This window comes from Vreelandella gomseomensis (assembly GCF_031451645.1).
Lineage (GTDB): Bacteria > Pseudomonadota > Gammaproteobacteria > Pseudomonadales > Halomonadaceae > Vreelandella > Vreelandella gomseomensis.
The window spans coordinates 144181-163414 of sequence record NZ_JARWAI010000003.1 but is presented as its reverse complement, the minus strand read 5'-3'; the positions used below and the strand labels follow the sequence as shown (position 1 = coordinate 163414).

The 19234-nt window shown below is 59.9% G+C and carries 16 protein-coding genes; 11 read left to right on the top strand and 5 right to left on the bottom strand.

The annotated features are described in order from the left end of the window. The first annotated feature begins 78 nt into the window (after window positions 1–78). Window positions 79–1272, top strand: coding sequence for a DcaP family trimeric outer membrane transporter (locus QC815_RS04870; RefSeq protein ID WP_309767255.1), 1194 nt, complete (start codon window positions 79–81; stop codon window positions 1270–1272). Between the two features lie 166 nt (window positions 1273–1438). On the opposite strand, the gene QC815_RS04865 is transcribed toward QC815_RS04870, so the two are convergent. Beyond that, a complete protein-coding gene (locus QC815_RS04865) occupies window positions 1439–2674 on the bottom strand; it encodes a thiolase family protein (RefSeq protein WP_309767254.1) in 1236 nt (411 codons plus the stop codon). An 85-nt stretch (window positions 2675–2759) separates the two neighbouring features. Then, complete coding sequence (locus tag QC815_RS04860; RefSeq protein WP_309767252.1) at window positions 2760–4568, bottom strand: feruloyl-CoA synthase; 1809 nt, start codon at window positions 4566–4568, stop codon at window positions 2760–2762. Window positions 4569–4713: 145 nt separating this feature from the next. On the opposite strand from QC815_RS04860, the gene QC815_RS04855 reads away from it, so the two are divergent. The 9 genes from QC815_RS04855 (at window position 4714) to QC815_RS04815 (ending at window position 13997) form a co-directional block, all read left to right on the top strand. Continuing rightward, window positions 4714–5217 carry a MarR family winged helix-turn-helix transcriptional regulator gene (locus tag QC815_RS04855; RefSeq protein ID WP_230445537.1) on the top strand — a complete coding sequence of 168 codons (504 nt, stop codon included), beginning with the start codon at window positions 4714–4716 and terminating at the stop codon, window positions 5215–5217. Between the two features lie 201 nt (window positions 5218–5418). Continuing rightward, window positions 5419–6018: a TRAP transporter small permease gene (locus tag QC815_RS04850; RefSeq protein WP_230445538.1), complete on the top strand. Its 600-nt coding sequence runs from the start codon at window positions 5419–5421 to the stop codon at window positions 6016–6018. Then, window positions 6018–7337: a TRAP transporter large permease gene (locus tag QC815_RS04845; RefSeq protein WP_309767249.1), complete on the top strand. Its 1320-nt coding sequence runs from the start codon at window positions 6018–6020 to the stop codon at window positions 7335–7337. The genes QC815_RS04850 and QC815_RS04845 overlap by 1 nt, the downstream gene beginning before the upstream one ends. 162 nt (window positions 7338–7499) lie before the next feature. Continuing rightward, window positions 7500–8330: a p-hydroxycinnamoyl CoA hydratase/lyase gene (locus tag QC815_RS04840; RefSeq protein WP_066316404.1), complete on the top strand. Its 831-nt coding sequence runs from the start codon at window positions 7500–7502 to the stop codon at window positions 8328–8330. Between the two features lie 40 nt (window positions 8331–8370). Continuing rightward, complete coding sequence (locus QC815_RS04835) at window positions 8371–9819, top strand: aldehyde dehydrogenase (protein WP_309767247.1); 1449 nt, start codon at window positions 8371–8373, stop codon at window positions 9817–9819. Window positions 9820–9876: 57 nt separating this feature from the next. Further along, on the top strand, window positions 9877–10923 hold the full coding sequence (locus QC815_RS04830) for a TRAP transporter substrate-binding protein (protein WP_309767245.1): 1047 nt from the start codon (window positions 9877–9879) through the stop codon (window positions 10921–10923). 232 nt (window positions 10924–11155) lie between these two features. Further along, a complete protein-coding gene (locus QC815_RS04825; protein WP_230445542.1) occupies window positions 11156–12184 on the top strand; it encodes a TRAP transporter substrate-binding protein in 1029 nt (342 codons plus the stop codon). Window positions 12185–12190: 6 nt separating this feature from the next. Further along, window positions 12191–12718, top strand: a complete 528-nt coding sequence (locus QC815_RS04820; protein WP_309767242.1) for a TRAP transporter small permease — start codon at window positions 12191–12193, stop codon at window positions 12716–12718. Then, window positions 12708–13997 carry a TRAP transporter large permease gene (locus QC815_RS04815; RefSeq protein WP_230445544.1) on the top strand — a complete coding sequence of 430 codons (1290 nt, stop codon included), beginning with the start codon at window positions 12708–12710 and terminating at the stop codon, window positions 13995–13997. The genes QC815_RS04820 and QC815_RS04815 overlap by 11 nt, the downstream gene beginning before the upstream one ends. Before the next feature lie 141 nt (window positions 13998–14138). Here the strand turns inward: QC815_RS04815 and QC815_RS04810 are convergent, their stop codons facing one another. The 3 genes from QC815_RS04810 to QC815_RS04800 form a co-directional block, all read right to left on the bottom strand. After that, a complete protein-coding gene (locus QC815_RS04810; protein ID WP_230445545.1) occupies window positions 14139–15248 on the bottom strand; it encodes an NAD(P)-dependent alcohol dehydrogenase in 1110 nt (369 codons plus the stop codon). Between the two features lie 27 nt (window positions 15249–15275). After that, window positions 15276–16685 (bottom strand): aldehyde dehydrogenase family protein, encoded by a 1410-nt coding sequence (locus QC815_RS04805; RefSeq protein ID WP_309767239.1) that lies wholly within the window; start codon window positions 16683–16685, stop codon window positions 15276–15278. 266 nt (window positions 16686–16951) lie between these two features. Further along, window positions 16952–17857, bottom strand: coding sequence for a helix-turn-helix domain-containing protein (locus QC815_RS04800; protein WP_309767237.1), 906 nt, complete (start codon window positions 17855–17857; stop codon window positions 16952–16954). A gap of 142 nt (window positions 17858–17999) precedes the next feature. Between QC815_RS04800 and pobA the strand changes: the two genes are divergently transcribed. Further along, window positions 18000–19184, top strand: a complete 1185-nt coding sequence (pobA, locus tag QC815_RS04795; RefSeq protein WP_230445547.1) for a 4-hydroxybenzoate 3-monooxygenase — start codon at window positions 18000–18002, stop codon at window positions 19182–19184. Window positions 19185–19234 lie beyond the last annotated feature (50 nt).

Here is a 19234-nt window from a genome sequence, read left to right as displayed (position 1 = left end):
CTTTAGTACGTAATGCGGATCAGCGTTCGCATTGAGAACAAATACAATTAGACTCGACACTAAAAGCAGAGATCAACAATGAAAATGAACCGTTTTGTTGCATGCGCCCTTCTGACACCCTGTGCTTTTGCTGCTCAGGCCCATGCCTTTGACGTAGTGGAAGCAGGGCAACCCGTGGTAACCGGTGAGCCAAGCCGCGTAGGCCCGCCCTGGAACCATCGGTCGACGATCAATATTCCCGGCACGCAAACAGATATCGCCTTCGGCGGGTACGTCAAGCTTGATGCCTTTTACGACTTCGATTACGACCTGGGCACATCGACCAACCCTTACGCGGTCATGAACCCGGGCAACAAGACCGATGGTCGCACCAGCTTTACGGCCTATGAGTCACGCCTGAATTTTCGTACGCAGACCCAAACCGACTATGGGCGTCTATCGACTTACTTCGAGGGGCACTTTGTCCCCGACGGCAAATTTGGCCTGCGCCATGCCTACGGGGAGCTCAATGGCTTTCTAGCCGGGCAGACATGGTCAAACTTCATGAGCTTCGTGGGCGGTACGCGTACGCTGGCGTTAGGCGACCCCAAGGGCTACGCCTTCGAGCGGCAGGCGCAGTTACGCTATACGCAGCCGGTGGGCGACGGTACGTTTTCGGCTGCCCTGGAAAATCCCACCACCGTCATTGCTCGCAATGACGCCGACGTTGCCGATGGCGAGAGCCAACTGCCCGACTTGACGCTGCGCTATGAATACAAGCGCCTGTTTGCCCTGTCGGGGATCGCGCGTCAACTGTCGACCAATAACATCACCAACACCATCGATGACGACGCCACTGGCTATGGGGTTCAGGCGCAGTTCAATATGCCCTTCAGCTCGACGACCAGCTTGCGGGGCAGCGCTACCTTCGGCGAGGGCATCGGTAACTATATGGGGAATCCCGGTAATGTGGGTCACCGTAATGCCCCGGACGTGTATGTGGAGGGTACTGACATCGAAACGATCGAAACCCAGGCGTTTGGTCTGTCGCTCAATCATTACTGGACGGACAGCTGGTTCAGTTCCGCCGGCGTTTCGCGCCTGGAGCAGGATCTGCCGTCTGGCTATGGCGATCATTTCGAAACCCTTGACTACGCGTTTGCCAACGTCATTTGGGACGTCACCGAACGCATGGCGGTCGGTCTCGAATACCAGCATGCCGATATCGAGCAGGTGAACGGTGATGCCAATGATGCAAGCCGACTGCAGGCAAGTGCCACCTTCCAGTTCTAGCGATTTACGCTTTGCAGTGATGTGAAGGTGTCAGTGATGTACCGCTGTTTTGATCACGTTTTGGGCTGGCGCTTTGCCAGCCTTTTTTGTGCATGTGTGCAGGGCCAGCGGGAAGGCTTTGCTACGCAGCCGCTCAGTCGCTTGATGGTCGCCGTGAGCCCAAGGCTTATTCGGGCGTGTGCTCGAGCAGTATGGCCATCCCTTGTCCGCCCCCGATGCAGGCGGCGGCGATGCCATAGCGCATCCCATCGCGTTTGAGCTGGCGAGCGAGCGTCATTGCGAGACGCAGGCCGGTCGCGGCCAACGGATGGCCAATGGCGATGGCGCCGCCATGGACGTTGAGCTTGGTGAGGTCGAGATCCAGCTCGCGGGCGACGGCAAGCACCTGTGCACCCTGAGCCTCATTGATCTCAAGGCAGTCAATATCGTCGAGCGTGAGGCCGCTGCGTTCCAGCAGCAGCCGAATGGCGGGGGCGGGCCCGATACCCATGAGCTCGGGGGCTACGCCGACCACGGCGGTGGCGCACAGGCGTGCCAGAGATGGCGTGCCCATTTGCGAGCCCGCCATCACCAGTGCCGCTGCGGCACCATCGACCACGGCGGCGCTGTTGCCTGCGGTTTGTACGCCGTCGTCGTATACCGACGGTAACGGGTTCAATACGCTCCGAGGCGAAGGCCGGATATGCGTATCCTGGTCCACGCGGTTGATCTTGCGGGGGAGGCGTATGCCCCGGTCATAATAGCCAGGCAGGGAGAAGGTTTCGTTGCCAACCGCTACGATCTCCGCAGAGAAAATCCCTTGCGCCTGGGCGTCGACCGCGCGGGCGAAGCTGCGCTCGGCATAGACGTCTACCTGCTCACGGGTGATGGCATAGCGCTGCGCCAGCTTATCGGCGGTCTGAATCATGGATACACCAGGCGCCGGATCCATGAGCGCTTCCCACAGGAAGTCCTTGAAGGCCACCTGTTCACCCAACTTGAAGCCTCCTCGGTGGGTATAAGCGACAATCGGGTTGCGGGTCATGGATTCCGTGCCGACACACAGCACGCGTGTGGCCTGGCCAAGGGCAATTTGTTCCGCGGCCTGTTTCAGCAGTTCAAACCCGGTGCCGCAGACGCGTTGCGCATGCAGGGCAGGTACCTCCTGGGGCACCCCCGCATACAGCCCAATATGGCGGGGGAGTAAGTAGGCGTCGACACTGGCTTGTGCCACTGAGCCTGCGATGACGGAATCCACATCTGCGGGAGACGTGCCGCATGCGGCCAGCACCTCCCGGGCCACCTTGATACCAAGGTCGGTGGGTGAATTGGCGCCTAACGCACCGTTCAGGTCGGTAAACGGCGTGCGGAAGGCGGCAACCAGGTGGATGTCTTCAAATGCCGCGTAGTGGCCGCGTGTCATGAGTATGCTCCCAACGTGGTCTCGGGAGCAGCCTCGAGCGGGTCCTGTGCTCCACTGGGTAACCCGGGGGTCGGTGTCTAGGTGCTCAGCTGGCGGGCAGCACAATGCGTGCATCCCGAGGCGGCTCGGCGTAGAGGCAGGCTACGAGGTTTGGGTAGCGCTCGCGAACCAGCCGCTGATTCACCGACCCTTTGTCGGTGACTTCGCCCTGGTCGGCGGAGAGCGGCTGATCCAGCAGGAGCAGGCGATCCAGCCGCATGGAGCTTGACTGGCCGTGACCATGCGCGGCCAGGCGTTCGGCGAACCATTGGTGCAGCTCGGGGTTCGTGGCGAGCGCCTCGAGGGAAGCGCTTGCCTGGCCAAGGTGCTGTTGGCAGGCTGGCAGATTCAAGACGACGAATCCGGTTAGGTAGTCGCGCCCTTCGCCAACCACCACGATGTCCTGTACCAGAGGGGCAAAGTGCTCGACAAGGTGGAGGCGTAGCGTGCCCACATTGACCCAGGTGCCGGTGACCAGCTTGAAGTTCTCGCTGAGTCGACCGTCGAACAGCAGCCCCCGCTCCGGGTGGTCGGGGTCAAGCAGGCGCATGGCGTCGCCGGTGCAGTAGAACCCTTCGTCGTCAAACGCCTCGTGCGTCCGCTGGGCATCCCGCCAGTAGCCCGGCGTGACGTTGAGGCCCTTGAGACGCGCTTCCCATTTATCGTCCGTGGCCACCAGCTTGAGCGTCATGCCGGGAACGGGCACGCCTATCAGCCCCGGTATGTCGCCAGGGTCGTCGGTGCAGAAGGCCAGGCACGCTTCCGTGGAGCCCAGGCCGCTTAACATGGGCACAGGGGCGCCACGGCTCTGTCGTCCCAGGGTTTCCAGGGCGGTTCGCACATGCCCGGGCAGCACGGCGCCGCCGAAGTGCATCATTTCCAGGTGGCGGAAGAAGGCGGCGCGCAGCGTGTCGTCGTCGCGTAAGTGTTCGACCAGCGCCTCGAACCCCTTGGGGACGTTGCAATAAAACGTGGGTGAAACCTCGCGCAGGTTCTCGGCGGTACGACGAACTCCCTGGGCCGTGGGGTTGCCGTCATCAATGTATAAAGTGCCGCCGTTGTGAATCGCCATTCCCAGAATGGTATTGCCGCCGAAGGTATGGTGCCAGGGCAGCCAGTCGACCAGCACGGGTTTGCGTTGCTCCAGAAAGCCCAGTCGCTTCGTCAGCATGGCTTGATTGCTGCACAGCATGCGGTGGGTGTTAATCACCGCCTTGGGCATGCCCGTCGATCCTGAGGTAAACAGTAACTTGGCGACACTGTCAGGCGTTACGCAGACGTGGGCGGCGTCAACTGCGGCGCTTGCCGGTGTCGCGGCGAGTGACGCGAGCGCCAGGGACCGTTGAGCCGGCGCGCTGGCCACGCAGGTAATGTTGTCGTCGCAAACGGCCGCCAGCGCCTGGCTAAAGCGCGACTCGTTATCGACAAAAACCATGCCCGGTGTCACCAGCGCCATCACATGCCGCAGCTTGACGAAGTCTTCGGACAGCAGCGCGTAAGAAGGCGAGACCGGCACGTAGGGAATGCCGACATGCATGGCGGCACAGGCGAGCAGGGCATGGTCAATGCTATTGCCAGACAGCACCATCAGCGGACGTTCCGCTGACAAGCCGTGATCGAGCAATGCCTGTGCCAGGCAGGTCACCCGGGCCATCGCATCGCCAAACGTCAGCGTTCGCCACTTCTGCGGTCCATCCACTCGCTCCGCCAGAAACGTTTGCTGCGGTGTTTCACTGGCCCAGTGTACGAGGCGTTGGGTCATGGCGCGGGGGTAGTCAGGTACGTCGCCACCCTGCAGTCGATGGTCTTGAGCGTGTTGCGAGTGGCTGGGCGACGCGGGGGAGGGGGGTGACATTCGTGGCTCCATAGCGAAAACTCTTGGTTTTATTGTGTGCTGTCATGCTGGCGCATATAGTTATAGTTGTTAACTAGATAGTTGGCTAGGATGCCAGTATAAGACCTTGGTTGTATCTAACTCACTCGAGACGGGAATTATTTTCATGACCATATCCAAGAAGAGCGCATCTGTTCACCAGGTCGAGCCCGATGATAAAGAGCCGACGTCTGTTGCTGGACTGGCGCTTGAAAACCGCCTGGGTTATGCCTTGAGAAGAGCCCAGCTGACGGTTTTCAAGCATTTCAACGAAGCCATGCAGGCGTATGAAATACGTCCGGCCCAGTTCTCTTCGCTGGTAGTGATTGAAGGATATCCGGGGATAACCCAAACGAACCTGGCCAAGATACTGGACATTGATCCGCCCAGAATCGTTAGCCTTATCAATCACCTGGAGGAAAGAGGGCTGGCGTTGCGGGTACGCTGCAAGCGTGATAAGCGCTCCCACGGGATTTTCCTCAGCAAAAAGGGCGAGGCGTTGACCGAGCAGCTGAAAGCGTTGGCTGAACAAAGCGATATTCAGGCAACTCAATCACTTAGTGAGATTGAGCGGCGTCAATTGCTGTCTCTGCTGGTAAAAATCTATGCGCCGGACACCGCCGACGAATAATGCTTTAGTCGTATTTTTAATAACGCCGCTTGCATGCTGTCTAAAAGAAAATTACTTATAGTTGATAACTAGTTTGGTGTCGGCGATCCCGGTTGTGCATGTCATGGGAGTTTCCGTATCCAGGGTGGCGTCCTGACCAAGCAAGAAACGATGCCATGCGCTACGCCAGACGGCGAATTCATATAACAAAGAGACAAGACAATGAGCAGTTTAGCGACGGTACCGAAAACCGGCACTGCACTGATGCGCCGCAGCCTCGAGACGCTCTGTCGGGTGGCCGCGATAAGCGGCGGCCTGCTAGTGGCGGCGCTCGCGATCATCACCGTCGTCAGCATCCTGGGTCGGTGGCTGGCAAGCGCGCCTGTCCTTAGCGATCTGTCTTTACTGGACTGGATGGGCCCCATCACGGGGAATTACGAGTTGGTGGAGATGGGGACCGCCATCGCGGTGTTCCTGTTCCTGCCCTACTGCCATCTGCGCGGCGGTCACGTCACGGTGGACCTGGTGGTGATGCATGCGCCGACCATTATTCAGCGCGGGCTCGCCGTTGTCGCCGAGACCCTCTTTCTGGTGGTCTCGGGCGTAATGACCTGGCGCCTCTACCACGGCCTGTTGGATAAACGTCGCTATATGGAAACCAGCATGCTGCTGGATATACCGCTCTGGTGGGGGTACATCGGCGGCATCGTGGGCCTGGCATTGTTGACGGCGGTTTGTCTGTGTCGCGCCACCGATGCGTTAGCGTACGAGCCCAGGTCACAGGCCCCGACGCAAGACAGTGCCGACCAAGGAGACCTGTGATGACACCGCTTACCCTGGGCGCAGGTGGTTTTATTGTCCTGCTGTTCATGATGGCTTCACGTATTCCGATTGGCTTGGCCATGCTGGTCGTTGGTGCGCTAGGCATGATGCTCATCACCGGGCCGATGGGCATCTTGAATGGCTTGAAGACGCTCCCTTACGAACACTTTTCCAGTCATACGCTATCCATCATTCCGCTTTTCCTGCTCATGGGGCAGTTTGCGGCGAGAGCCGGGCTTTCCCGGGCCATGTTCCAGGCCGCCAACGATTGGCTGGGACACCGTCGCGGTGGGCTGGCGATGTCCACGATTGGCGCCTGCGGCGCTTTTGGCGCCATTTGCGGCTCTTCGCTGGCCACGGCGGCGACCATGACACAGGTGGCACTGCCTGAAATGGAGCGCCAGGGATATCGCGGTAGCCTGGCGACCGGTGCGCTAGCGGCGGGTGGCACGCTCGGGATCCTGATTCCCCCCTCTGTGGTGCTGGTCATCTATGCGATTCTGGCTGAACAGAACATTAACGAAATGTTTGCCGCCGCGCTGGTGCCGGGGCTGCTGGCGGTATTCAGCTATATGCTGGCCATCTCGCTATACGTGCGGCTCTTCCCGAGTAGTGCGCCGAATAAGGCGAAATCATCCCGGGGAGCGCGCTGGCGCTCGCTACTGGAAGTATGGCCTGGTGCCGCCATTTTTATCGTGGTCATCGGGGGCATCTATACCGGTGTCTTTACCCCCACCGAAGCGGCAGCCGTAGGCGCGGTCGCCACGGGGATTCTGGCGATGACCCGCGGCGGGCTGCGCTGGAGCGGGCTTCGCGACTGCGTGCTCGACACTGCCGTGACCTCGGCAATGATCTTCTTCATCGTGCTCGGTGCCAGCGTTTTCAACAGCTTCCTTGCCCTGACTCAGCTGCCGCAAATCACGGCTGGCTGGATCGTAGGCCTCGAGATCAGTCCCTGGGTGGTGCTGGCCGGCATCTTGTTATGTTATCTGGTGCTCGGCTGCTTCATGGACAGCCTGTCGATGATATTGCTCACCGTGCCCATCTTTCTGCCCATCATCATGGGTATGGACTTCGGCTTGCCCGCCACGGATGTGGCGATCTGGTTCGGTATCCTGGCGCTGGTGGTCGTCGAGGTTGGCATGATCACGCCGCCGGTGGGGCTGAACATCTTCATCATCCACTCCATGGCGCCGCGCATTCCCTTGACGGAAACCTTTAAAGGCATCCTGCCTTTCCTGGTCGCTGACCTGATCCGCATCATTCTGCTGGTGTTCTTCCCCGCCATCACGCTTGGCTTCGTCTACTTGATCAACTGAGCCAGAGGTAAGACATGAACCACGTCGCGATCCAGCCAAGATTAACGCCCACTTGATGGCGAGGAGATAGCTAATCGAGACGTTCAGCGCTGAACAAATTGTTAAACGATCGTTTTTGATAAGTAACGTTGTAAGTCGTTCGATAAACCCGAGGAGCAAGAGATGAGTCATTACCAAGATCGCTGGCAAACCGTGAAGGTTAACGTCGAAGAGGGCATTGCCTGGGTGACGTTGAATCGCCCTGAAAAGCGCAACGCCATGAGCCCGACGCTCAACCGTGAAATGATCGATGTGCTGGAGACCATCGAACTGGATCAAGAGGCCCACGTACTGGTGCTGAGTGGCGAGGGCGAATCCTTTTCTGCCGGCATGGATCTCAAGGAGTACTTCCGCGAGATCGACGCCAGCCCCGAGATCGTGCAGGTCAAGGTGCGCCGTGACGCCTCTACCTGGCAGTGGAAGCTGCTGCGCCACTACGCCAAGCCCACTATCGCCATGGTCAATGGCTGGTGCTTTGGCGGGGCCTTCTCGCCCCTGGTGGCCTGCGACCTGGCGATTGCCGCCGACGAGTCGGTGTTCGGCCTTTCCGAAATCAACTGGGGTATTCCCCCAGGCAATCTGGTCAGCAAAGCCATGGCTGACACCGTGGGCCATCGTGAAGCGCTCTACTACATCATGACCGGGGAAACGTTTACCGGGCCCGAGGCGGCCAAGATGGGGCTGGTGAATAAAAGTGTGCCGCTGGCCGAGCTGCGTGACGCCACCCGGGAGCTGGCGACCACGCTGCGTGACAAGAATCCGGTGGTGATGCGTGCGGCCAAGATCGGCTTCAAGATGTGCCGCGAACTGACCTGGGAGCAGAATGAAGAGTACCTCTACGCCAAGCTTGACCAGGCGCAGCAGCTCGATCCGGAACAGGGGCGTGAGCAAGGGCTGAAGCAGTTCCTCGACGAAAAGAGCATCAAGCCGGGGCTTGAGAGTTATCACCGTTAATCCCGACAACAACCGACAATGAAGTAAACGAGAGGTTGCCATGGATCTTGAACTGTTAATTGGCGGTGAGCGGTGTGCCGCTGAACAATGCGCGAACTTTACGCGGGCCAATCCGCTGACCGGTGATGTCGTCACCCAGGCCGCGGCGGCCTCTGCCGCCGATGCGGCACGGGCCGCAGACGCCGCCGCGAACGCCTTCCCTGCCTGGTCAAGAACGGGGCCCGGCGAAAGGCGCGCCAAGCTGCTCAAGGCGGCCGATGCCATGGAGGCACGCCAAGCCGATTTCATCGAACGGATGGTGGAGGAAACCGGCGCCACGCCAGGCTGGGCAGGCTTTAACGTCATGGTGGCCGCCAGCATCCTGCGCGAGGCCGCGTCGCTGACCACGCAAGTGAATGGCGAGGTCATCCCGTCCAACGTGCCCGACAACCTGGCGATGGGCGTGCGCGTGCCCTGTGGCGTGGTGGTGGGCATTGCACCCTGGAACGCGCCCATCATACTGGGTACCCGTGCCATCGCCACCCCGCTGGCGTGCGGCAATACGGTCGTCCTCAAGGCCTCCGAACAGTGCCCTGCGACCCACCATCTGATCGGGGAAGTGCTGGTCGAGGCGGGCCTGGGCGATGGCATCGTTAATGTGGTGACCAATGCGCCCCCGCAGGCCGCCGAGGTCGTCGATGCGCTGATCGAGCATCAAGCCGTGCGGCGTATCAATTTCACCGGCTCGACCGAGGTGGGGCGGATCATTGCCGAAAAGGCGGCGCGCCATCTCAAGCCGGTCCTGCTGGAACTGGGTGGCAAGGCGCCGTTCGTGGTACTGGAAGATGCCGACCTTGACGCTGCCGTAGAGGCCGCCGCCTTTGGCGCCTTCTTCAATCAGGGCCAGATCTGTATGTCCACCGAGCGACTGATTGTGGTGGATGCGGTCGCCGACGCCTTCGTCGAAAAACTGGCTCGCAAGGCGGAAACACTGCGCGCGGGTGACCCGAAAGAAGAAGGCAATGCGCTGGGGACGCTGATCAATCGCGAATCGGGCGAGAAACTTAATGCCCTGATCGACGACGCCCGGCAGCACGGCGCGCGCCTCGCCTGCGGCGGCAAGGCCGAAGGCGTCATCATGCAGCCGACCGTGGTCGATGGGGTCACCCAGGCGATGCGTCTGTATGGCGAAGAGTCGTTTGGCCCGGTGGTGGCGCTGATGCGCGTCAAGGATGAGGAAGACGCGCTGCGCGTGGCGAACGATAGCGAATACGGCCTTTCCGCCGCCGTCTTCAGTCGCGACACCGCCCGGGCGATGCAGTTTGCCCAACGCATTGAGTCGGGTATTTGCCATATCAATGCGCCCACCGTGCACGACGAGCCGCAGATGCCCTTTGGCGGCGTCAAATCGAGCGGCTATGGACGCTTTGGCGGCAAGGCCGGGATCGAGGAATTCACCGACTTGCGCTGGATGACCATGCAGCTTGGTCCGCGCCATTACCCTATTTAGCTAAGTGCAGGACACCATGTCCTGCAAGCAAGCGACGTCAATAAGGAGTCCATTACAATGACAATAAAACCCACACTCGCCAGCCTCGCGTTGATCAGCGGCATGCTCATCAGCGCGGGTGGCCACGCCCAAGACACCGTGACCCTGCGTCTGCACCACTTTGCCGCCCCTTCCACCCCCGTGCAGACCGAGTATCTGGAACCCTGGGCACAGCGAATCGAAGCGCAGTCCGACGGGGCCATCAACGTCGAAATATTCCCTGCCATGCAGCTGGGCGGGTCGGCCCCCTCCCTTTACGACCAGGCCAAGGACGGGGTCGTCGACATTGCCTGGACCTTGTTGAGCTATACGCCGAATCGCTTTCCCGAGTCGGAGGCATTCGACCAGCCCTTCCTGCCCACCACCGGGGAAGCCACCAGCATGGCGGCCCATGAGTTTGCGACAACGCATATGCAAGATGACTTCGAGGGTGTCTACCCGATCGCCGTCTTTGCCCATACGCCGGGCAAACTGCATACCAGGGACGTATCTATCGAAAGTGCTGATGATCTCGATGGCCTGGCCCTTCGTGCCCCTTCGAAGACCATGAATCGCTATCTGGGGCTGCTGGGCGCGCAAGCGGTGGGCATGCCAATGCCGCAAATTCCGGAAGCCATCTCCCGGGGAGTGATCGACGGCTTGGCGCTGCCGTTTGAAAGTGCGGCGGCGCTGGGCGTGCTGGACGTTGCCCAGAACCACACCTTTTTCGAGGGCGAACATGGGCTATATACGGCCATGATGGTGCTGGCCATGAACCAGGCTAGCTATGATGCGCTTTCGCCGGCGCTGCAGCAGGTGATTGACGACAATGCCGGACTTGCGGAAGCACAGCGCATCGGTCAGGTCATGGATCAAGCAGAAGAGAAGGCGATTGACGCCATTGAAGCAAGCGGTGAGGGGAACATGGTCTACATCACCGAGGATTCGCTGCAATCCTGGCAGGCGGCTGCTGAAACGGCCACCGCCCAGTGGATTGACGACATGGAGAGCCGTGGCTTCGATGGCCAACGGCTTTATGATGAGGCGACGCGACTGGTAGAGACGTATACCGAGCAGACACAGTAGCCTTTATTGTCATCTGGCATCGTGAACCGCCTTCGCGCCTGCGAAGGCGGTTTTCTGCTATGGGAGGCGCCTGGGCCGATCCGGTGCGCAGGCGTTGTTAAGGCGCTCGACGGACTATAGACCAATGTCGATTAGCCCCGCGCTCCATAGTGGACTAACGTAGTGTTATATGGCGAACTAATATTCGCTATGCGAACTGATATGAATCCAATAATAAATGCCTGGAGCCCCTATGAAAACGATGCTCACCCGCTGCTTGCTTGCAGCTGCCGTCGCCGGTGTGACAGCCGCCTCGGCGCAAGCAGAAACGACCCTGCGTATGGCGCATTTCTGGCCTGGAGCCTCGGGTATCAATGAAGCTATTTTTGAAGCCTGGGCCGAGACCATCGAAGAAGCGTCTGGCGGCGATCTAACCGTTGAAATGTTCCCTTCCGGCACCCTGGCCAAGCCAGACGCCATTTATGAGGCTGTCGCAAACGGCATCGCGGACATCGGCGCAACCGCGCAGGGGTACACCGCTGGACGCTTCCCGCTGTCGCAGATCGTCGAACTGCCAGGCGTCGCGACGACCGCGACCCAGGGAGCCTGCGTGCTGCAAACGCTTTACGACGACGGCCACCTGGATAGTGAGTATGAGGACACGCGCCCGCTGTTCATGTTCACCACCGGGCCAGGCGGTATCCATACCATCGATACGGATGTGCAGCGCCCAGAAGACCTTGAAGGCCTGCGCATCCGTCGACCAACGGCTGTGGCGGGCCAGATGCTGGACAATATGGGGGCCGAACCGGTCGGCATGCCGGCACCGGATATCTACACGTCCATGCAGCGTGGCGTTATCGATGGACTTAGCTTCCCCTGGGAGGGCCTTAAAGGCTTCCGCATCAATGAGCTGGTCAACTACCACACCGAGGTGCCGTTCTACACGTTGATTTTCGTCGCCACCATGAATCAGCGCGCTTACGACAGCCTGACGCCTGAGCAACAAGCCGTCATCAACAATAACGCGGGCATGAAGTGGGCAGAGAACGCGGGCGAAGTATTTGACCGCCTGGACGTTGAAGGCAAGCAGGAAGCGGCCGACGCGGGTCACACCATCCGCGAAATCGACAATCCGCTGGATCATCCCGATTGGCAAAAGCCGCTCAAGGACGGTATCGAAAGCTATCTCACCGAGCTTGAAGAGCGGGGCCTGCCAGGCCGAGAGGTTTACGACGCCGCGCTTGACGCCAGCGAGTCCTGTGCCACCCAACAGGGGTAGTCCGTCATGCAGTCAATCCTGTCAAGGGCCAGCCATTGGCTGGCCCTGTTTTGCCGTCTGGTCGCAGGTGTTGCGCTTATCAGCCTGTTGGCAGTGACCATCGCGGATGTTTCCACGCGTTATTTATCAAAGCTTACCGAAGGGGCCATCGCGTTTCGTGTGAGCGGCAGCGTTGAGCTGGTTAGCTACCTGATGCTGTTTTCTTTATTGGCCGCCATGGCGGCCAATGTCGAGAAAAGCCAGGTGGTGGTGGAGGCTTTCTCCCATGGCCTCCCGACAACGCTGAAAACGCGGCTGCATGGCGTTTATCTATTGGGGTTTGCCGTCCTTGGTCTGGTGCTATTCTTCGGCCTGCTGGACTCCGCCGCCTCGGCGGCCCGCCATGGGGAGGTAACGCAAGACCTGCGTATCCCGATGGGGCCGGTTTACTATCTGGCGGCCTTCTTGAGCATATTGCTGGGTATACGCAGCGCGATCCATGCGCTGTTGGGCATGCTGTTTGGCGTTGAAGAGGAGGCAGCCCATGGGGAGTGAAGTAATCGGTGCCATGGGGCTGGGGCTGTTATTGGTACTGATGATTCTGCGTGTGCCCGTTGCCTTGACGATGCTGATCGTCGGCGTGGCGGGGTTTGCCCAGATCATCAGTTGGGATGCGGCTATCGCCCAGCTGAAGACAGTGCCTGTGGAAGTGCTCTCGAACTACAGCTTCAGTGCTGTGCCCATGTTTGTCTTGATGGGGGTGCTGGCCGCGCATTCGGGGATGGCCGGTAAGCTGTTTGATTCGACGCGAACCATCTGCGGCGGCTGGAAAGGTGGCCTGGCCATCGCGGCGGTGGGTTCCTGCGGTATCTTCTCGGCGATTTCCGGCTCCTCGCTGGCAACAGCAAGCACCATGACTCGAGTGGCGCTGCCGGAAATGGAGCGTTATGGCTACAACCGCGGCTTGGCGACAGGTGCTCTGGCCGCAGGCGGCACGCTGGGCATCATGATTCCGCCGAGTATCGCGCTGCTTATCTACGCCATACTGACCGAGCAGTCCGTTGGCGATATGTTCATGGCCGGGCTGATTCCCGGCCTGCTGGGGCTGGTCATGTATGCGCTGACCATCACGGTACTGATGCGGCTGCGTCCCTCACTTGCCGTGGCCGGTGAGCCGACCGCCTGGAAAACCAAGCTCGCTTCGCTGACGGGGTTGCTGCCGTTCTTTGGCGTTTTCCTGATCATGATCCTGGGTATCTATTTCGGCGCCTTTACGCCCACCGAAGGGGCCAGCGTCGGCGCTTTCGCGACCTTGTTATATGCCCTGGCCAAAGGCATGCGCCTGAGTGGCTTGTGGCGCAGTCTTCAGGAGACACTGGCGCTTTCTGCCGTGGTCTTCTTTATGCTGGTAGGGGCCGAAACGCTTGGCTATTTCATTTCGGTATCGCGTATCTCGTTCTCGATTACCGACGTGCTTTACGGCATGGATTTGACGCCCTTGGTCGTCGTGCTATGCATTCTGGCGCTCTACTTTGTGCTGGGCATGTTCATGGACTCCATCGCCATGCTGGTGATCACCGTGCCGGTGGTATACCCCATCATCCAGGCCATGGGTATCGACCCGGTGTGGTTCGGCATCATCACCGTCCTGACGGTGGAACTGGGGCTAATGACTCCGCCCGTGGGGATGAACGTGTTCGTGATCAAGGCGATGGCGCCGCACGTGGGGCTGGGGGAGATATTTAAAGGGGTGGCCCCCTTTGTGGTGTCTGATCTGTTGCGCCTGACACTTTTGATTCTGTTCCCGGTACTCTCGACCTTCTTTTTGCTTTAAGTGCATGGAAATAAGCGATGCCAAGGCCTGGTCATAACGTCCGTTGTTGACGGAGGCCATCGCCCGGTACAAGGCCGGGCTTGGCAGACGTCAATGGCGGATAGATGGTGATCCGGTGGCAATGTAATCAACGAGCGCGCTTCAGGCAGTAGAGGCGTGCACGATGGGCTTGATGACCCGGCCATGCTCGGCATCGTCGATTGCCTGGTTGATCTGATCGAACTCGTAAAAGGTCACCAGCCGGTCAAAGGGGAAGCGGCCCTGCTCATACAGCCGAATCAGCGCCGGTATAAAGACATCGGGCAGCGAGTCGCCTTCCACAATGCCCCGCAGGCTACGCCCCGCTGACATCATATGGGTCAGGTTCAGCTCCACCGTGGTCGTGGGGTCGGAAGCGCCGACAATCCCGCAGGTGCCGCGCGGCGCCAGCGCATCCACTGCTTGTTGAATGACGGCGGGCAGGCCCGTGGTATCGAGCGCATGATCAACGCCGATGCCGCCCGTGGCGTCGAAGATCTGCGCCATCAGGTCGTCTGCGTTGGCGGAGATGGCATGGCTGGCGCCAAGCTCGCGTGCCAGTGCCAGCCGCTGCTCGTGGAGGTCGACCGCAATGATGGTGGTCGCACCGGCGACCAACCCCGCCATGATCGCGGAAAGCCCTACGGAGCCGGTACCCAACACGAGCAGCGATTCGCCCGGCGCCACGGCAAGCGAGTTCAGCACCGCACCGGCACCGGTTTGCACGCCGCAGGCCAGCGGGCCGAGCAGGTCCAGCGGTGCTGAAGGGGGCACCTTGACGATATTGCGCTCATGGCAGAGGGCGTGGCTGGCGAAGGAAGACTGGCCGAAGATATTGGCGTGAACGGGCTCGGCGTCTTTTGATAGGCCGCTGGAGCCATCGGCTCGGGTGCCAAAAAAATTGCGTGGAAAAAAATCATGACAGTAGCTGGCCTGGCCACCCGAGCAACTGGGGCAGTGCCCGCAGGAGTTGAAGGTCATGACCACAGGGTCACCGACGTCCACTTTGGTCACGCCGGCCCCGACCGATTCAACGATACCGGCGCCTTCATGGCCGAGCACCACGGGCTGGGGCGTAGGTAGCTGCTGGTCGCGCATGGCGATATCGGTGTGGCAAATGCCGGTGGCGACCACACGCACCAGGATTTCGCCCGCACGGGGCGCCTCAAGCTGTAGCGTTTCGATAGCAAACGGTGCCTGAGGCGAGCGGGCAACGGCGGCGATGATATTCATGGCATGCTCCGGTTAAGTTCAAGTGAGTTACTTGGCGACCACCACCGACTGAATCGCGGTGTATTCGTGGAGTCCTGCCTCGGCGAACTCCACCCCAATGCCGGACTGCTTATGGCCGCCGAAGGGAATGTGCGGCGCCATGGCGAAGTGCTGGTTGACCCAGGCGCTGCCTGATTCCAGTCGGCAGGCGATCTGCTTGCCCAGCGTGAGGTCTTGCGTCCATACCGAACCACCCAGGCCATAAGATGAGTTGTTGGCCCGCGCTATGGCCTCATCGACGTCATCAAAGCGCAGCAGTGAGCGCACCGGGCCAAAAATCTCTTCATCCACCAGCGGGTTGCCTTCCTCGATATCGCGAATCAGGGTGGGTTCGACGAAGTAGCCTGGGCCGTAGGTATGGCCACCGGCAATGATGCGGCCGTGCTGGGGGGCCTGCTCCAGCAGCGTTTGTACTGTCTCGAACTGCTGACGGTTCTGCACGGGGCCATACTCAGTCTCTGGGTCTAACCCATCGCCTAGCTTGGCGGCGCGGGCCAGCTCGGCGAGGGCGTCGCACATGCGGTCGTAGATGCCGGACTGGATATACAGGCGCTTGATCGACATGCACACCTGGCCGGAGTTGACGAAGGCCAGCGCGAATAGCTGTGGTGCCACGGCGTCGACGTCCACATCGTCCAGCACGATGGCGGCGTCGTTGCCACCCAGCTCCAGGGTAAGGCGCTGCAGGCTATCGGCTGCAGAGCGCATAACTGCCCGGCCGGTGGTCGTGGAACCCGTGAAGGACACCTTATTGATGCCGGTATGACCGGTGAGCAAGGGGCCAACATCACCACCGTCCGGGAGTATGTTGACCACGCCTGGCGGTATCAGATCGGCAATCAGTTCGCCCAGGCGCAGGGTCGCCAGCGGCGTGGTGGGGCTTGGCTTGATCAGGCAGGTGTTGCCCGCAATCAGCGCTGGCCCCAGTTTGTAGCAGGCCATCACCAGCGGAAAATTCCAGGGCACGATAGCGGCCACAACGCCCAGGGGGCGGCGGTGGAGTTCAGCGCGCTGGTGCTCGTCGTCTTGCAGCGTGCGGGGTGAAAGATCCAACTCAGCGAAGTAGCGCAAGATGGCCGGGGCCTGGCTGGTTTCGACCGCGGCGCCTGCCAGCGGCTTGCCCTGTTCCAGGGTGATCCACCGCTGCAGCTCCTCGGCATTGTCCTCAATGCTGTCGGCGATGGCGTGCAACGTCTGGCGGCGTTGCGCCATGGGTGCGTCCCGCCAGGCGGGCCACGCCGCTCTTGCCGCGCCAATGGCCCGCTCGACGTCTGCAGGCGTGGCCTGGGGGCAGTAGGTCAGAACCTCTTCATTACTGGGGTTGATGACGGGCATCTGCTGAGTGCCAGTGATCAGCTCTCCATTAATGAGGGGGTGAAATGTAGGGTGATGTGTCATTGCGCCTACCCTGTTCATTAGTGTTCGCTTGTAGCAGGTTCACGGACAACAGTGACCTTTGTCTGGATACGGGGTCTTGTGCTTCTTTGCAGATAATTTGTCGATCCCTGCCAGAATGGCCAGTCAATGCATGCCTTTTTCAGACAGGCTTGCCCCTCCTATTATCATTAACCATGTTGATGACGCTTCAGAACCATCCATCTGGAGACGGCCTTTCCTGCCCAAGGAAGCGACACGTCAGCCTCCAGGCAGGACAGGTGGGAGACTCAGGATGGCACTTGCTGGCGCCGACGGAAATCCCGCGGTGAAAGCGTGGTATTGCGTTTGAAAAAGCGTGTGAAGTAAGCCGGTTCAGTAAAGCCTAAACTGTCAGAGACCTGGCCAATGGTCATATTGGTGTAGGTGAGCTGTCGCTTGGCCTCCAGCAGCAGACGCTCATGCAGCAACTGCAGGGCGCTGCGTCCGGCGAGCTGGCGGCAGAGCAGGTTCAGGTGCGCACTACTCACCCCGATCTGCTCGGCTAACTGCTCAATGCTAGGCTGCTCGCGATAGTGCGCTTCGATCAGTGCCTGATACTGTTCCAGATGCTGCCGCCCTTTGTCACGCGGGCGGGGGCCATAGCGTTTTGTCGTGCTGCCGGTATACGCCCCAAGGCGCGATAGCTCGACCACCAAGGCTTGAATAAGTGCCTCGAGCAGGCTGTGCCGTCCGGGGGCCGGTTGGCGGTACTCTTGGTCGATCTGAGCGACCAGGGTGGCAATTCGCTCAGCCCGGTTGGCCTGTAGCAGTGGGTAAAAGTCGGCTTTTTTTAGCGCACTGCTCTCACCCATGAGTCCATGTAAGTGGTCGGCCAGCGGCTTGGCCAGGGTGATAATGTGTCCTTCCACATCCGGTGAAAAGATAAAGCCGTGAATAGCCATGGCGGGAACAACGATAGCGCTGGCGCTCTGCAGCTGGTGGTTCGTTCCCTCCAGCGCTAACTCAACACTCCCTTGAGCAATAAACAGAATATGCACGAGATCGGCATGTCGATGCGGGCGGATATGCCAGTCATGGAGCTGGCTGCGTTCGGCGATGGATTCGCAGTGGAGCAAGTCGGGCGTGGGCCAATGCTGTGTCTCGCCATAGAGCTTGAATACCGGCACGGACGTTGCCGACGAGGCAGGCATCATCTGTACCTCCTGTACGACCAAGGTTGAGTAACAAGGCGCAAAATGTCCAATAATTGACCTCGATCATGCCTTATTATGCGACGTGTTTCATTGAAAAATACAAGTCATCAGTTTAGATAATGACAATGACGAGGTATTCGCTATGAAGACACAGGTCGCGATCATTGGTGCGGGCCCCTCTGGCCTGCTGCTCGGGCAGCTACTCCACCGCCAAGGCATTGATAATGTGATTGTTGAGCGGCGCAGCGGTGAGTATGTGTTGAGCCGTATCCGTGCCGGCGTGCTTGAGCAGGGCATGGTGGAATTGCTGCGCGAGGCGGGTGTTGATCAGCGCATGGATCAAGAGGGCTTACCCCACGACGGTTTTGAGCTTGTTTTCGACAACCGCCGCGTGCGGGTCGCACTGGATGAGCTGACCGGTGGCAGCAAAGTCATGGTTTACGGCCAAACGGAGGTAACGCGGGATTTAATGGAGGCCCGCGAAGCCGCTGGCGCAACCACACTCTATGAGGCGGACAACGTTCAGCCGCACGACCTGGAGAGCGACCATCCCTATCTCACCCTTGAGCACAACGGCGAGGCGGTCAAGCTGGAGTGCGACTATATCGCCGGGTGCGATGGCTACCACGGCGTTTCCCGCCAGGCGATCCCTCAGGAGCGCATCAAAGCGTTTGAAAAAGTCTACCCGTTTGGCTGGCTGGGTATGCTGTCGGATACGCCACCAGTGTCGGATGAGCTGATTTACGCACGCCATGAGCGTGGTTTTAGTCTGTGCAGCATGCGCTCCGCCACCCGCAGCCGTTACTACCTTCAGGTGCCGCTGGATGAAAAGGTAGAAGATTGGTCTGACGAGCGTTTTTGGGAAGAGCTCAAGCGTCGGCTGCCTGACGAGGTGGCCGCCAAGCTGGTCACCGGGCCTTCGATCGAGAAGAGCATCGCGCCGCTGCGTAGCTACGTGGTCGAACCCATGCAGCACGGGCGGCTGTTTCTGGTCGGTGATGCGGCGCATATTGTGCCGCCCACCGGCGCGAAAGGGCTGAATCTGGCCGCCAGCGATGTGAACACGCTCTATCGGCTAATGGTGAAAGTCTACCAGGAAGGCCGCACGGATTTGATCGAGCGCTATTCGCAAACCTGCCTGAAGCGTATCTGGAAGGCTGAGCGCTTCTCCTGGTGGATGACCTCCATGCTGCACAATTTTTCGGATGAAGACGATTTCAACAGCCGCATGCAGCTGGCCGAGCTGGACTATGTGACCAGTTCTCAAGCCGGACTGACCACGATTGCGGAAAATTATGTGGGTCTGCCTTACGAGTCGCTCGAATAGTCCTGGTCGCCTGGCGCTGTAATGGCTTTTTATTAACCGCATAAAAAAAG